This window comes from Vibrio sp. YQ_11 (assembly GCF_043103065.1).
GTDB lineage: Bacteria > Pseudomonadota > Gammaproteobacteria > Enterobacterales > Vibrionaceae > Vibrio > Vibrio parahaemolyticus.
Genome location: NZ_JBICJM010000013.1, coordinates 50,577 through 65,767 on the forward strand (window position 1 = coordinate 50,577; position 15,191 = coordinate 65,767).

Here is a 15,191-nt window from a genome sequence, read left to right on the forward strand (position 1 = left end):
ACTTGCGTCAATTTAACGCTGAACGATAGAGTTGCAAATACGATTCTGCGGCCTTCCGCCAGCAGAAATCTTTTTGCATTGCATGCAGTTGTACTCTTTGCACTTCCGTCAGGTTTTGCGCATACAACAGCAACGCTCGCAGCATAGTAAGTAGCAGCGCTTGAGACGTCGGTTCATAAAATACAAATCCAGTAGCGTCGCAAGGGTCTACGTAGTAATCATTCACACTGTCTTTTAAGCCACCTACCCCTCTCACGATAGGTAAGGTGCCATAAGCCATGCTGTAGATCTGATTTAAGCCACATGGTTCGAATTCAGAAGGCATTAAGAAGAAATCCGAACCAGCTTCAACTAAATGCGCGAGTTCATTGTCATACGCCTCAACAAATACAAACTTGTCGGAGAATTGCGCCGCAACCTCTTCCAATTGTGCAGCCAAAACGGGATCACCCGTCCCAACAACAACGACTTGAACATCATGCTTCAAAAAATCCGCCAAAGCCGGCAGCAAGTAATGCACGCCTTTTTGCTGAGTCAAACGACAAACCATACCAAACATGGCTACGTCTTTTTCAGCAAGGTTTAGCCTCTGCTGTAATGCGCGTTTACAAGTGTTTTTACCTAGAACCATACTTTGTTTGTCGGCACTATAGTTCATTGGCAAATAAACATCAGTTTCTGGATTCCAAGCACTGTAATCGCAACCATTTAAAATTCCGACTAGATCCCCTGCCCGTTGCTGAAACTCCCATGCCATTCCATGACTGCCAAGTTCTGTCTTTAGCTCTTCAGCGTACGTGGGGCTGACTGCATTTATCTTATCGGCATTCATTACGCCAGCTTTGAGCATAGTAATATGCGTTGCACTCACCGCCGCATCGGGAACGTTTCGGCAGTGAAACTCAGGCAAACACTGTACGTCGTCGTAACTAAATACGCCTTTAAAGACCGCATTATGAATTGAAATGACGCTTTTTGTATGAGCAAAAAAGGGATCATTGCCATACCTGTGCTTAAGCAAAAACGGAACCAGCCCTGTGTGCCAATCATTTGCATGGATGATATCAGGTTGAAACGCCAGTTTCGGCAACATGTCGAGGCATGCAGCGCTGAAAAACGCAAAACGTTCACCATTATCGGTATACGCTTGGTTGTTCTCTGCATACATTGATGGTCGATTGAAGTACGGCTCACAATCAATCAGATAGACAGGATTGTTTCCTAACGTAAGCAATAGAACTCGATACTTTGTATGCGGCCATGACGTTAGATTTGTTTCTAGCACAACTTCTGCGTCCGCTAATCTTTCGATACTGGTGTACGCAGGAATCGTAATTCTTACATCTTGCTGTAGGTTTTGAAGAGCTTCCGGCAGTGCCTTGGCAACATCTGCCAAGCCACCACTTTTAATAAGACCTTCAACCTCAGAAGCTACAAACAGAATGGATAAGTTGTTAGTAGCCAACTCGTGCTCCTTTCGGAATAACAACAATGCCCTCTTCCGACACATGGAAATGCTTTTTATCTTCTTGAAGATTCACACCAATTTGAGTGCCAGGTGCAATATCGGCATCCTTGTCGACAATAACACGACGTAACACACAGCCTTCGCCAATTTTTACGTCACCTAATAGGATACATTCGCTAATATCACACGCGGATGCAATATTGCTGCGAAATCCAAGTACTGACTTCTCGATACGAGAACCACGAACATAACTGCCATTACATACCAAGCTATCGATGATCTGCACTCGACCGTTGTCTGAATCGGTAAACGTTGCAGGTGGCAATGGTGGGTAATAGGTATGAAGAGGCCACTTACGGTTGTACAAAGAGAATGGCGCGTCTTTTTCTAATAGATCCATGTGCGCTTGCCAATAAGCATCAATCGTACCTACATCACGCCAGTAAACCTCTTCTTTCTCACCACTGATTCTGTTGGTGCTGAAGTCATAGACAAAAACGTCACCACGAGGGAACATTTTCGGGATGATATCTTTACCAAAATCATGAGAAGAAGCTTCATTGTCTGCATCTTCCACGAGTTCAGAAAATAGAACTTGTGCTTCGAATACGTAGTTCCCCATCGAGACTAACGCGAAATCTGGTTCTCCAGGAATCGATTTTGGATTAACGGGTTTTTCCTCAAAGCCAATCATTCTGCCTTCAGCATCAACCTCTATTACACCAAACTGAGAAGCTTCTTTTAGTGGCATGCGCAGTGCAGACACCGTCAATGACGCCTTCTTCTCCGTATGGAAGTTCAGCATCTGCTTGATGTCCATCTTGTAAATGTGGTCAGAGCCAAAGATACAAACCTGATCCGGTTCTTCAAGCTCCATAAAACGTAGGTTCTGATAGATAGCATCTGCAGTGCCTTCATACCAACGCTTACCCGTACGCATTTGCGCAGGAATTGGGTCAATAAAGCGATCAGTAATACCATTAATGTTCCACCCTTTTTTCAAGTGATGGAAAAGAGACTGAGATTTAAATTGAGTAAGGACATAAATGCGCATCAGATCCGCATTTACAAAGTTGTTTAGAGCGAAATCAATCAGCCGATAACTTCCACCAAAAGGTACCGAAGGTTTACTACGGGATTCAGTTAAAGGTCTCAAACGAGAGCCTTCACCGCCAGCAAGAATCATTCCCAAAACACCAGCCATTCGTTGTTCTCCATATCGTTATAGCTTGGATTTAGTACTCACTTGAATGAGTAAAACTCGGGGAGTCAAGCGAATACATTGTTGCACCTACACCTGAGCCTCTATTGAGCCCTTGCAGTGTAGATAAAAAAGCTATTGCATTTTCCAGTATGCAAATATTCAAATTGTTCTTATTTTTTGACGCTAAATAAATGCATACAATTGCACTAATTTTGTAATAAATTATCCAACCAGAATCTAAATTACAATTTTTAATATGCCGTTCTGTGTTGCATACAAAGGTTACTTGCTCAAGACGATATCCAGATCACACAAGGCCAAGTAAGCGATTACATTGTGAAAACAATTTACGAACGCGTTAACTACAGTTCATATTTGAAATACCAAGATATAACAAATGTGTGAATATAAAATGAATAGTTCAACTGAATGTTGTTTACAGAAAAGACACTTGTAGATTCATACAAAACAAATCGCTAAAAGTGGGAAAACAGAGCTTAAAAACGGTAGGGAAAGGAGCAGATGGAAACCCGCTTAGACAGGAAGATATAAAAATAAAGGCAGCGTATTTGCTGCCTTTATTTTACAAGTTGAGCTTAAGCTTTCGCTTTTTTACGTTTATCAGTGACTTCCCACTTACCATCAACGTAAAGTGCAGTCCAACCACTTGGTTTACCGTCGTCTTCTGAACGAACATAGTTCTCTTTCGTCTTACGGCTAAAGCGAACCACGGCTGGGCGGCCATCTGGATCCTCTTGAGGAGCCGTTGTTAGGTACTTAAACTTCTCTGGTAGACGCTCTTCAAAACGCGCCAGTTCAGAGACTAGAGGAGCTCTTGTTTCACGCGATTTAGGGAAGTTGCTTGCCGCCATAAATAGGCCAGAAGCACCATCACGAAGCACGAAGTACGCATCTGAGTTTTCACATGGCAATTCAGGGAAGTGCACAGGATCTTCTTTAGGTGGCGCTACTTCACCGTTCTTCAGGATTTTACGGGTGTTCTTACAAGTTTCACTCGTACAATCCATGTATTTACCAAAGCGGCCGTTCTTAAGCACCATGTCTGAGCCACACTTGTCACACTCAACAACAGGGCCATCGTAGCCTTTCACTTTGAATTCGCCGTACTCAACAACATAGCCTTCACAGTTCGGGTTGTTACCACAAACGTGCATCTTGCGCTTGTCATCAATCAAGTACGCGTCCATCGCAGTTTCACAGATCGGACAACGTTTTTTCGCACGAAGAGCAGCCGTTTCAACGTCTTCTTCTAAAACGTTGATAATACCTTCTTCGTCACCCAAGTTAATGGTTGTCTTACAACGTTCTTTAGGTGGCAATGCGTAACCAGAACAGCCTAAGAATACGCCTGTAGAAGCGGTACGAATACCCATAGGGCGACCACATGTCGGACACTCGATATCCGTCATCACAATGTGGTTTAGCTTCATACCACCTTCAGATTCATCTAACTCGGCTTTTTCTAGGTCACCAGTGAAATCCGCAAAGAAGTTGTCTAGCACTGCTTTCCAGTTCACTTCACCTTCTGCGATTTGGTCCAGTTTCTGTTCCATACGCGCAGTAAAGTCGTAGTTCATTAAATCGTTGAAGCTGTCATCAAGACGGTCAGTAACAATTTCACCCATTTTTTCAGCGTAGAATCGGCGCTGATCTACTTTTACGTAGCCACGGTCTTGAATAGTAGAAATGATCGATGCGTAAGTCGAAGGACGACCAATGCCTCGTTTTTCTAGCTCTTTAACCAATGCAGCTTCCGTAAAGCGCGCAGGTGGCTTTGTAAAGTGCTGTTTAGGGTCAAGTGACTCTAAGCTCAGCTTATCGCCAAGTTGTACCGCAGGAAGGATTGTGTCCTCGTTTTTGCCCATTGGACGCTGTACGCGAGTCCAACCATCAAACTTAAGGATACGACCTTTCGCTTTTAGCGTGTATTCCGCCGCTTTTACGCTGATTGTGGTTGAATCATATTCTGCAGGTGTCATTTGACACGCAACGAACTGATTCCAGATCAATGAGTAAAGCTTGTGAGCATCCGCATCTACACCTTGCAAGTCTTCTGCTTTCACTGACACATCAGATGGACGAATCGCTTCGTGCGCTTCTTGAGCACCTTCTTTGCTGCCGTACGTTAGTGGCTTAGCTGGAAGATACTTGTCACCAAACTCTGAATCAATGAAGTCACGAACAGCATCAACTGCTTCCGCACTCAAGTTAGTCGAGTCGGTACGCATATAAGTGATGTAACCCGCTTCATACAGACGCTGAGCTAACATCATGGTTTTCTTAACGCCGTAACCTAAACGGGTACTTGCCGCTTGCTGCAATGTTGATGTGATGTATGGCGCAGAAGGCTTGCTCTTCGTCGGGCGGTCTTCGCGCTTACACACTTCGTAGCTTGCGTTTTCAAGAACAGAAATGGCTGCCTTAGTTTCTGTTTCGTTAACAGGTTTAAACGCAACGCCATCTTTCTGCGCAACCAGCAGTTTGAAATCTGACTTATCTTTAGTTTTGGTATTTGCGTGAATATCCCAGAATTCTTCTGGCACAAATGCGTTGATTTCACGCTCACGTTCTACCAATAGCTTCACCGCTACAGATTGAACACGACCAGCAGACAGGCCACGTGCCACTTTCTTCCATAACAATGGAGAAACCATGAAACCTACAACGCGGTCCATGAATCGACGAGCTTGCTGCGCATTAACGCCATCCATATTTAACTCGCCAGGAGTCTGGAAAGCTTGTTGGATAGCATTTTTAGTAATTTCGTTAAAGACTACTCGTTTGTATCGCTCTTCATCGCCACCGATGATCTCACGAAGGTGCCATGCGATTGCTTCCCCCTCGCGGTCCAAATCGGTTGCGAGATAAACGCAATCAGCATCTTTGGCTAATTTTTGTAGTTCGCTTACGACTTTTTCTTTACCCGGAAGAATCTGATAGTTCGCTTCCCAGTCATGATATGGGTTAATCCCCATTTTTTTGATCAGCGCTTTGCGATCTTTTTCTTTTTTAACGCGCGCTTTCTCTTCTGCGCTCATCCCTTTTGTTGAGATAGCTGCAGCTTTCTTCTCACCAGTGCTTTGACCGGCCGTAGGCAGATCACGCACATGACCAACACTAGACTTAACAATAAAGTCCTTACCAAGGTACTTATTTATCGTCTTTGCCTTGGCTGGAGACTCCACTATAACGAGTGATTTACCCATAACTGACTCTAACGTCCTTCATAATAATGCGGGTAGAAACCTCGTTTTAAGGTCACCCGCATAGTGTTCTATTTCATTGCTTCTTTTTTTACTATTGTGCGAGATGAAAAGAAGATCAACTGCTTTTTTGAAATTCAGATCCGATTGGTTGACAATTCATCGTCTTTATACTTCAAAGAGACAGGGGTCTGAAAGGTATTGAGCGGCATATCTAAGCAGGCAAACTTTGCTACTGCTAATCCAATGCAATAAATTTTGTTACTCATCACAAAATATTTTCTGTCAATATGGCGCAACCTTAGGTTGTTGCGCTGAAAGCCACTTTGTATCCGCGTAACCTCAGTACTGAGTTAACCCTCGCCTCAAATCAACCAACGTGGTGATGGAATTAATCATGCAAACCCTTAAAGAATATGGGTATACTTCGCCACACTTTTTAATTTGTAATGAATGATGAGAACGTTATGTCTGATAGAAAGTTTATTGAAGAATTCGACCTTCTTTTAATCGCAAACCAAATCATCCAAGAGCACGATGATTACATCAACGGAATGCGAGCGACAAGCGTAGAAGAAAAAGACGGGGTTTTGGTGTTTAAAGGTGAGTACTTTCTGGATGACAAAGGCTTACCAACCGCAAATACTACGGCAGTATTCAATATGTTCAAATACTTAGCCCATCACCTTTCTAAAGAATTTACGCTGATTAAATAACAGCAAATTAAGACAAAAAAGCCAGAGCATCATCGCTCTGGCTTTTCAGTTAGAGATCTAGCTGCTCAACGCTTTAAGCTTGTCGAAATAATCCGGGAATGTTTTGGACGTACATTTAGGGTCATTAATCGTCACTGGTGTATCGCTTAACGCCACCAGAGAAAAGCACATCGCCATACGATGATCATCGTAGGTATCAATCGCCGCATGTTTAAGGTGAGGTACTGGTTTAACGATGATGTAATCCTCACCTTCTTCCACTTCCGCACCAACTTTACGAAGCTCTGTTGCCATTGCAGACAAACGATCGGTTTCTTTTACACGCCAGTTATAAACATTGCGAATTGCCGTGGTACCTTCAGCAAACAAAGCCGTCGTCGCGATAGTCATTGCTGCATCTGGAATATGGTTGTAATCCATATCGATGCCCTTAAGCTTACCGACGCGGGAAATAACGTAATCATCGCCCCATTCAATCTCTGCGCCCATTTTTTCTAGCGCATCAGCAAATTGAATATCACCTTGGATGCTATTTTTACCGATGCCAGTTACTTTGACTTCACCGCCTTTGATTGCTGCCGCAGCTAAAAAGTAAGAAGCCGACGAAGCATCCCCTTCCACAAGAAAATCACCAGGCGCAACATAGTGCTGACCAGCTGGAATCACAAACTCTTGATAGTCGTTGTTGATCACTTCGACACCGAACTGCTTCATGATATGCAGCGTAATATCAATGTAAGGCTTTGATACCAAATCACCTTCAATCTTAATACGCACTTCGCCTTCGGCAAGTGGTGCAGACATCAAAAAAGCCGTGAGAAACTGACTAGAAATAGAACCATCAATCGACACTGTGCCTGCTTTCAGACCAGTACCGACAATCTTTAGTGGTGGGTAGTTTATGTTTTCCAGATATTCAATATCTGCTCCCGCCTCTTGCAATGCAGTCACAAGATGACCAATTGGTCGTTCTTTCATACGAGGCTCGCCAGTAAGCACATATTCACCTTGACCAACACAAAGTGCGGCTGCTAAAGGTCGCATGGCTGTGCCCGCATTGCCCAGAAAGAGCTCGACAGGTTCTGATACTGAGAACGGACGACCAAGGCCTTCAACTACACATTCTGTTTTATCTGCAGATAATGTGTACTTCACGCCTAGTTTAGTGAGTGCGTTTAGCATGTGACGAATGTCGTCACTATCGAGAAGGTTGGTGAGACGAGTCGTCCCCTTTGCTAATGCAGCGAGTAAAAGTGCTCGATTAGAAACACTTTTGGAACCAGGAAGGTTCACTTCCCCTTGAATTTTATTGATCGGTTGTAACGTTAGGCTTTCCATTAAAAGTTGATAATCCTTTGTGCTCTCAATTCACGCTGTTGTGAGAGCTAAACAATTCTTCGTGGATTCAGACTAACGAAAAAACCAGCACAAAACCAGAGCAAATCTGCGCTAATTTCTGAATAATTAGTCAACGATAAAATTGACGCTAAAACACCCACTCAGTACGCTAAATCTACGCGCACTCCATCATCGAAATATAAGATACGAACTTCATCCCCTCGGCTAAACAGCATATTTTTATCAACATCCTGAATAACGTTGATCAGTTTATCGCCTTTAACTTTAATTAGCAGTTCAACCAACTTATATTCAACTGTGTATTGATAATTACTTTGGTTTTGAGCAACCGCAGCGCCAGCCAGTGCGCCAACTGCTGTGGCTACCTCTTTACCCGTGCCACCACCAAACTGGTTGCCAACTAAACCACCAATGGTTGCCCCTAATAGGGTTTTCCAACCGTTACTTTTCGATTGCACAACTTCTTGTTGAGTGATGTAACGCACTGAATCTATCTTCCCGTACACCACTTCATTCACTGGTTTTGCGACATTCCTTTGGTACGCTGCATTGGCGAAAAGGGGTAAAAACAGTATGATCCAAGGACATACTTTCAAAAATTTTCTAACTCGAGTCATCACAAGTTCCTTTGGTTCGATATTGGTCAGTACTTTTCTATGGCAATCTATTTAACTGAACTCGATTCAACGTTCAACTTCCCATCCCCTTACGAAGCTCTGTCAGATCCCAATGGTCTGTTGGCTTTTGGCGGAGACTTAGATCCACATAGAATTTTGAGTGGCTACTACCAAGGTATTTTCCCTTGGTATGGTCCAGGAGAACCCATTTTATGGTGGAGTCCTTCGCCACGTGCGGTGTTTGATCCTTTAACGTTTAAGCCATCAAAAAGTCTTAAAAAGTTTCAGCGCAAGCATCAATATAAAGTCACTATAAATCAAGCGACTGAGCGCGTCATTCAACTTTGCTCGTCTACCCGGCCAGCAGATGAAACATGGCTGAATGAAGAGATGCAAGCCGCTTATATTCAGCTATCCAACCTAGGGCATTGCCACTCAGTAGAAGTATGGCATGACAACACGCTTGTTGGCGGTTTATACGGCATTAGCGTGGGTCAACTTTTTTGTGGCGAGTCCATGTTCAGTTTGAAAGACAACGCATCAAAAATCGCATTGTGGTATTTGTGTTCGCATTTGGCGTCAAAGCATGGTCAATTAATAGATTGTCAGGTGATGAACCCGCACTTGGCATCCCTCGGCGCATTTGAACTTGACCGAGACGAGTTCATACAAAAGCTACTATCTTTAAGAGAAAAGCAAACGGCTTCTGACACCTTTACGCCCCAAGTTTTGCAGGATTCAGAATCATGAGCACAGATCTACAACACATTCGAATTGGGTTAACCAACAACCATCCTTGTAGCTATTTACCGGAGCGACAAGAGCGTGTTGCGGTGGCATTGGACGCTGAATTACATACTGAACAAAACTATCAACTATTGATGGCTAATGGCTTTCGTCGAAGCGGAGATACGATATACAAACCACATTGCGAGCGTTGCCATGCTTGCCAGCCTATTCGCATATCGATACCTGATTTCGTACTATCTAAGAGTCAAAAACGACTGCTCAGTAAAGCCAAAAATCTGCGTTGGGAGATGAAAACGGAGATGGACGCCGAGTGGTTTGAGCTCTACAGCCGTTACATTTGCAAGCGACACAAAAACGGTACCATGTACCCTCCAAAGCGAGATGAGTTCTCACGTTTTGCACAAACGAACTGGCTGACAACGTTGTTCTTGCACATCTATGATGAATCAAATCAACTACTTGGTGTAGCGGTGACTGATGTGATGGCACAATGTTCTAGCGCGTTTTATACGTTTTTTGAACCAGACTACCCACTTTCACTCGGTACACTAGCGGTGCTGTACCAAGTGAACTACTGCCAACAAAATAACGAGCAGTGGCTATATTTGGGTTATCAGATTGATGAATGTCCAGCAATGAACTACAAAACGCGTTTTCAACGCCACCAAAGGCTAGTAAATCAGCGTTGGCAAGGGTAGAATACGCCCCAACTTTACATAATTCCTATTTAGCGGCACAATAACGCTCGCTAATATTGCCTAATTTCTAAAGAGGATTAAATGGCTAAAGAAGACGTAATCGAGATGCAAGGTACTGTCCTTGACACTCTACCAAACACTATGTTCCGTGTTGAACTTGAAAACGGTCACGTTGTGACTGCTCACATCTCTGGCAAGATGCGCAAGAACTACATCCGTATCCTAACGGGTGACAAAGTAACTGTAGAGATGACTCCATACGACCTATCAAAAGGCCGCATCGTCTTCCGCGCTCGTTAATCTTTGATTTTCGGATGCAAATAAAAAACGGAGCATTTTTGCTCCGTTTTTTATTTGTAAACATTGAATTAAAGTAACTCGGCCAATTGCTGGATCAGAGTTAACACTGGTCTAGATCTTGTTTCGTAGTTCCCAGCGGTCGTGACAATCACTGCATTTTTGTTCGGAATGGCAACAATGTACTGCTCTCCTATCCCTACAGCCGCAACGCCATTCTCAACGTTAGAAACCTGCCAAAAATGTAACCCATACCCCATCTCATACGAATAGAACTTACTCTTTCTGAGTTCATTCAACCATTCTTCACCAACAATTTTCGTTCCGTTGTATTGTCCTTTGTTCAGCCACATCAAGCCAAACTTACCCATATCTCGCGATGTTAGACGTAAGCCCCAGTCTGCTCCTGCTTCGCCACTGCCAATGTTTGGCAGCCACTGATACTCTTCAATACCTAAAGGGGAAAAAATCTTCTCTTTCATTACTTTCGTAAATGATTGCCCATATACTTTTTCAATCACTTTAGAAAGACCAACTGTAGAAAGACCGCTGTACGCGAACTTTGTTCCTGGATCAAAAGCTAATTGAGTGGAAAGAAACTGCTGTTTTAAGTCCTTCGCATTGTAATGACGAAAAAAAATGTTGCCTTGTCCATATGGTACGAACAATTCGTCCAATGCGTAGCCTGTGGACATATTTAGAACATCTCGTAATGTTATCGCTAGCTTCGCCTTTCTATCTGGCTCGGTATACTCTGGAAAGAAATCAAATATTGGCGTATCTAACCCTTCGATTTTGCCTTCATCAATAGCGATGAAAATCAGCGTAGCCACAAAGGATTTCGTGACAGAATGCACATTATGCACAATCTCTTGCCCGACAGGCACATTTGGTGTTTGACGATTACCGTCAAGCCCACCACCTTGACGATACAGTTCCAACGTCAACTGGTTATCTTGCCACACTAGTAAGCTATGCAGGTTTGCTGCTTGTCCTTGTTCTACTCGTTGAATGATAGGATCAAACTCTGGCTTACTCGCCTCAACAACTACGGCGTGTTTATCACACCCTACGAGTAGGATAAGCAACCACGCTATAATGAAAGTTTTCATGCTTTCCTCTTTATCCCTCAATATGCACAACCATGAATAAAGCAGAAATAAAGAGATGAGTCTTCGTGCTAGACAGATATAAAAAAAGCGTGCGACCAATCGCACGCTTTTGATTTGAAATTAACGACAAACGTTAGTGCATTGCTGCTTCTTTCTCGCTCAAATATTCAAATTCAAGCGCATCATTTACTAACGAAACTTTCACCGTACCACCATCAACAAGTGATCCGAACAACAGTTCATTTGCCAATGGCTTCTTCAATTGCTCTTGGATTACACGGCCCATTGGACGTGCCCCCATCGCTTTGTCATAACCTTTATGTGCTAACCAATGGCGAGCATCTTGCGATACTTCCATGGATACTCCGCGAGCATCCAACTGGACTTGAAGCTCGACAATAAACTTATCAACCACTTGATGGATAACACTTTCATCTAGGCTATTAAACCAGATGATATTATCAAGACGGTTACGGAACTCCGGAGTGAACACCTTCTTAATTTCTGCCATGGCATCGTGACTATGATCTTGTTGGATTAAACCGATCGATTTCTTCTCAGTTTCAGCCACACCCGCGTTAGTGGTCATCACAAGGATCACGTTACGGAAGTCGGCCTTGCGACCATTGTTGTCCGTCAGCGTACCGTTATCCATCACTTGCAGTAACAAATTAAAGATATCTGGGTGCGCTTTCTCAATCTCATCCAACAGAACAACGGAATGAGGATGCTTAATAACGGCATCGGTTAACAAGCCACCTTGATCATAACCAACATAACCTGGAGGAGCACCAATTAAGCGGCTCACAGAGTGACGCTCACCATACTCAGACATATCAAAACGAAGCAGTTCAATACCCAGCAGTTTCGATAGCTGAACAGTTACTTCGGTTTTACCCACACCAGTAGGCCCTGCAAACAAGAACGAACCCACAGGCTTGTTATCTACGCCCAAACCAGCACGAGACAGTTTGATAGCCTCCGAAAGCGCATCAATAGCGTTGTCTTGACCAAAGACTAGCATCTTCATTTTGCCATCAAGATTCTTCAAGATGTCTTTGTCAGATGAAGACACCGACTTCTCTGGAATTCGAGCCATTTTTGCAACCATGGCTTCAATATCAGCCACGCCAACCGTCTTCTTACGACGACTTGCTGGAGCTAATCGACTACGAGCACCGGCTTCATCAATAACGTCAATCGCTTTGTCAGGTAGATGACGTTCGTTGATGTACTTCGCAGACAGCTCTACGGCTGCACGCAGTGCTTTGTTGGTGTAACGCACTTCGTGGTGAGCTTCGTACTTTGGTTTCAAGCCCATCAGGATCTTGGTTGTATCGTCCAGAGATGGTTCGACAACGTCGATTTTTTGGAAGCGACGAGATAGCGCACGCTCTTTTTCGAAAATATTGCTGTACTCTTGGTAGGTAGTTGAACCAATACAGCGCAACTTACCGCTACTTAGTAGAGGTTTAATCAAGTTTGCCGCATCGACTTGGCCACCAGACGCTGCACCAGCACCGATAATAGTATGGATCTCATCAATGAACAGGATGGCATCTTCTTCTTTTTCAAGCTGCTTCAAAATCGATTTGAAACGTTTCTCAAAATCACCACGATACTTAGTGCCTGCTAGCAGCGAACCGATATCAAGTGAGTAGATAACGCTATTTTGAATCACCTCAGGCACTTGGCCTTCAACAATTCTCCAAGCTAGGCCTTCTGCAATTGCCGTTTTACCCACACCAGCTTCACCAACGAGCAATGGGTTGTTCTTACGACGACGACATAGAACTTGGATCGTACGTTCTAGCTCTTTGTCACGGCCAATTAATGGATCAATATTACCGGCCTTCGCCACTTGGTTGAGGTTTGTTGCAAAGCTTTCTAAACGCTCATCGGAACCTGTTTCTTCGACACTATCCGAGCTAAACGAATCTGAAGAAGATGGATCTTCTCCGGCGCCAGAAGCTTTCGTAATACCGTGGGAGATAAAGTTGACAATATCTAAGCGAGAAATGTCGTTTTTCTTCAATAAATAAGCGGCGTGCGACTCTTGTTCGCTAAAGATTGCGACCAATACATTAGCACCCGTTACTTCGTTGCGACCAGACGACTGAACATGGAAAACCGCGCGTTGCAATACACGTTGAAAACTCAAAGTCGGCTGGGTTTCGCGCGTCTCATCACTTTCAGGGATAAGCGGCGTAGTTTGATCGATGAATATATCGAGCTCATTGCGCAAAGCATCGAGGTCTGCTTTGCAGGCTAAAAGGGCTTCCTTAGCTGCATCGTTTTCCAACAATGCAAGTAGGAGGTGTTCGACAGTCATAAACTCGTGACGTTTGTCTCTTGCACGAGCAAATGCACCGTTAAGGCTTGACTCTAGTTCTTTATTTAGCATAAGTACCTCCCGAAAAAACAACTTGGGTTGTTCGAGCAAGTCTTCTTCTACGCTTGCTCCATAGTACAAAGTAGCGGATGTTCATTTTCCCTTGCGTACATCGTAACTTGCGCTACTTTTGTTTCGGCAATTTCTGCGCTGTAAGTTCCACAGACTGCCTTTCCTTCATAGTGCACTTTGAGCATGATTTGTGTTGCTTTATCAATATCATGTGAAAAGAATCGCTCAAGTACCTCTATGACGAAATCCATAGGTGTATAGTCATCATTATTGAGTACAACGTTATACAGCTTAGGTGGCTGAACTTTTGTACTTTCTCGCTCCAGAAGATCAGAGTCCGGAGTGACCCATTCAAAATTTTTACTCATGGCAATTTAAAGATATCGTATCAAAGGGTTGATGTTTTCGACCTATAAAAACAATCTACCACAAGCATGCTGTGCGGTGTAGTGAGATGTGGCACCGATTTAGAACTTTGATAGATAAAAGTTGCTACCTAATATAGAGACTAATCCACGTCTCGCGGGCGCGCAAATAAAAGATGGTTATCGATAAGCCCTGAACTTTTACTCAAAAATCACTCTCTTTTCTAGCTAACGAACAGAATCTAACCAACGCTAATTTTTGTGTTAGATCACACTTCCTCACTGAGAAAAGGTTATTTATCACGAAAACTTCATTTTTTATTCAATCCGATGATTTCACTATCATAAGCAACACCAACAGTATGGATTTTTCGTAACCCGTCGCTTTTTGGTCTAAATATCTAAACTTCGGCGTACGTCCAAAAAACAGTTTGAAAAATTGTTAATCTCAAAAGTGATTTGTTTTCAATTATGTTTCCGTTTGTTGCTCGACACTATTGACTGTATGGATTCATTGACTACAGTGGAAAGTATTGATGCATAAATCCTCATTCTGGATCAGTTTGAATTTAAGCAACTTGGTGAATGTGATTCTGTATCAATGAGACGTTTGTTAGCGGTCGCTAACAGTAGTACCAAGTTAAAGGTATAACTTGGTTGTTGTAACAACATCAGTAAAAAATGCATGAGGGATGTATAAGCATGGCTACAGGTACAGTAAAGTGGTTTAACAATGCCAAAGGATTTGGGTTTATCTGTTCAGACGAAGAGGAAGGAGACATCTTTGCCCACTACTCAACTATCCAAATGGACGGTTATCGTACACTGAAAGCAGGCCAACAAGTCTCTTACGAGATTGAAAAAGGTCCAAAGGGTTGCCACGCAAGTAGCGTTGTGCCAATTGAAGCCCAAGCCAAGTAAATTGAGTGCTGTCGTAGAAACCATTGCTCTCACATAGCTTAAACCTTTGTGAAGAG

Annotated in this window: 13 protein-coding genes; 5 read left to right on the forward strand and 8 right to left on the reverse strand. The window is 43.4% G+C overall.

Annotated elements, in window-relative coordinates; translation table 11 throughout:
* Window positions 1–7: 7 nt before the first annotated feature.
* The 3 genes from glgA to topA form a co-directional block, all read right to left on the reverse strand.
* Window positions 8–1,465: a glycogen synthase GlgA gene (gene glgA, locus ACF8EG_RS10285; protein WP_079858861.1), complete on the reverse strand. Its 1,458-nt coding sequence runs from the start codon at window positions 1,463–1,465 to the stop codon at window positions 8–10.
* Complete coding sequence (glgC, locus tag ACF8EG_RS10290) at window positions 1,455–2,672, reverse strand: glucose-1-phosphate adenylyltransferase (RefSeq protein WP_023585404.1); 1,218 nt, start codon at window positions 2,670–2,672, stop codon at window positions 1,455–1,457. Before glgC ends, glgA begins: the two co-directional genes overlap by 11 nt.
* A gap of 596 nt (window positions 2,673–3,268) precedes the next feature.
* A complete protein-coding gene (gene topA / locus ACF8EG_RS10295; protein WP_069505358.1) occupies window positions 3,269–5,899 on the reverse strand; it encodes a type I DNA topoisomerase in 2,631 nt (876 codons plus the stop codon).
* 464 nt (window positions 5,900–6,363) lie between these two features.
* Between topA and ACF8EG_RS10300 the strand changes: the two genes are divergently transcribed.
* Window positions 6,364–6,612, forward strand: a complete 249-nt coding sequence (locus ACF8EG_RS10300) for a YciN family protein (RefSeq protein WP_005478953.1) — start codon at window positions 6,364–6,366, stop codon at window positions 6,610–6,612.
* 57 nt (window positions 6,613–6,669) lie between these two features.
* On the opposite strand, the gene aroA is transcribed toward ACF8EG_RS10300, so the two are convergent.
* Window positions 6,670–7,950 carry a 3-phosphoshikimate 1-carboxyvinyltransferase gene (gene aroA, locus ACF8EG_RS10305; protein WP_025524897.1) on the reverse strand — a complete coding sequence of 427 codons (1,281 nt, stop codon included), beginning with the start codon at window positions 7,948–7,950 and terminating at the stop codon, window positions 6,670–6,672.
* Between the two features lie 161 nt (window positions 7,951–8,111).
* Window positions 8,112–8,588, reverse strand: a complete 477-nt coding sequence (locus ACF8EG_RS10310) for a glycine zipper 2TM domain-containing protein (protein ID WP_005495881.1) — start codon at window positions 8,586–8,588, stop codon at window positions 8,112–8,114.
* Between the two features lie 39 nt (window positions 8,589–8,627).
* On the opposite strand from ACF8EG_RS10310, the gene aat reads away from it, so the two are divergent.
* The 3 genes from aat to infA all read left to right on the forward strand — a co-directional run bounded on the left by aat (window position 8,628) and on the right by infA (window position 10,336).
* Window positions 8,628–9,338, forward strand: coding sequence for a leucyl/phenylalanyl-tRNA--protein transferase (gene aat / locus ACF8EG_RS10315; RefSeq protein WP_023585402.1), 711 nt, complete (start codon window positions 8,628–8,630; stop codon window positions 9,336–9,338).
* Window positions 9,335–10,036: an arginyltransferase gene (locus tag ACF8EG_RS10320; RefSeq protein WP_053805634.1), complete on the forward strand. Its 702-nt coding sequence runs from the start codon at window positions 9,335–9,337 to the stop codon at window positions 10,034–10,036. Before aat ends, ACF8EG_RS10320 begins: the two co-directional genes overlap by 4 nt.
* Before the next feature lie 81 nt (window positions 10,037–10,117).
* Entirely contained in the window at window positions 10,118–10,336 is a 219-nt protein-coding gene (gene infA / locus ACF8EG_RS10325; protein WP_001040192.1) for a translation initiation factor IF-1, read from the forward strand.
* 68 nt (window positions 10,337–10,404) lie between these two features.
* On the opposite strand, the gene ACF8EG_RS10330 is transcribed toward infA, so the two are convergent.
* The 3 genes from ACF8EG_RS10330 to clpS all read right to left on the reverse strand — a co-directional run bounded on the left by ACF8EG_RS10330 (window position 10,405) and on the right by clpS (window position 14,217).
* Window positions 10,405–11,445, reverse strand: a complete 1,041-nt coding sequence (locus ACF8EG_RS10330; RefSeq protein WP_025794750.1) for a serine hydrolase — start codon at window positions 11,443–11,445, stop codon at window positions 10,405–10,407.
* Between the two features lie 133 nt (window positions 11,446–11,578).
* Window positions 11,579–13,849 carry an ATP-dependent Clp protease ATP-binding subunit ClpA gene (gene clpA / locus ACF8EG_RS10335; protein WP_005495889.1) on the reverse strand — a complete coding sequence of 757 codons (2,271 nt, stop codon included), beginning with the start codon at window positions 13,847–13,849 and terminating at the stop codon, window positions 11,579–11,581.
* A gap of 47 nt (window positions 13,850–13,896) precedes the next feature.
* The gene (gene clpS, locus ACF8EG_RS10340) at window positions 13,897–14,217 is read right to left on the reverse strand and encodes an ATP-dependent Clp protease adapter ClpS (protein WP_005456259.1); all 321 of its coding nucleotides are present in this window, start codon (window positions 14,215–14,217) and stop codon (window positions 13,897–13,899) included.
* Between the two features lie 699 nt (window positions 14,218–14,916).
* Between clpS and cspD the strand changes: the two genes are divergently transcribed.
* Complete coding sequence (cspD, locus tag ACF8EG_RS10345; RefSeq protein WP_005456215.1) at window positions 14,917–15,135, forward strand: cold shock domain-containing protein CspD; 219 nt, start codon at window positions 14,917–14,919, stop codon at window positions 15,133–15,135.
* Window positions 15,136–15,191 lie beyond the last annotated feature (56 nt).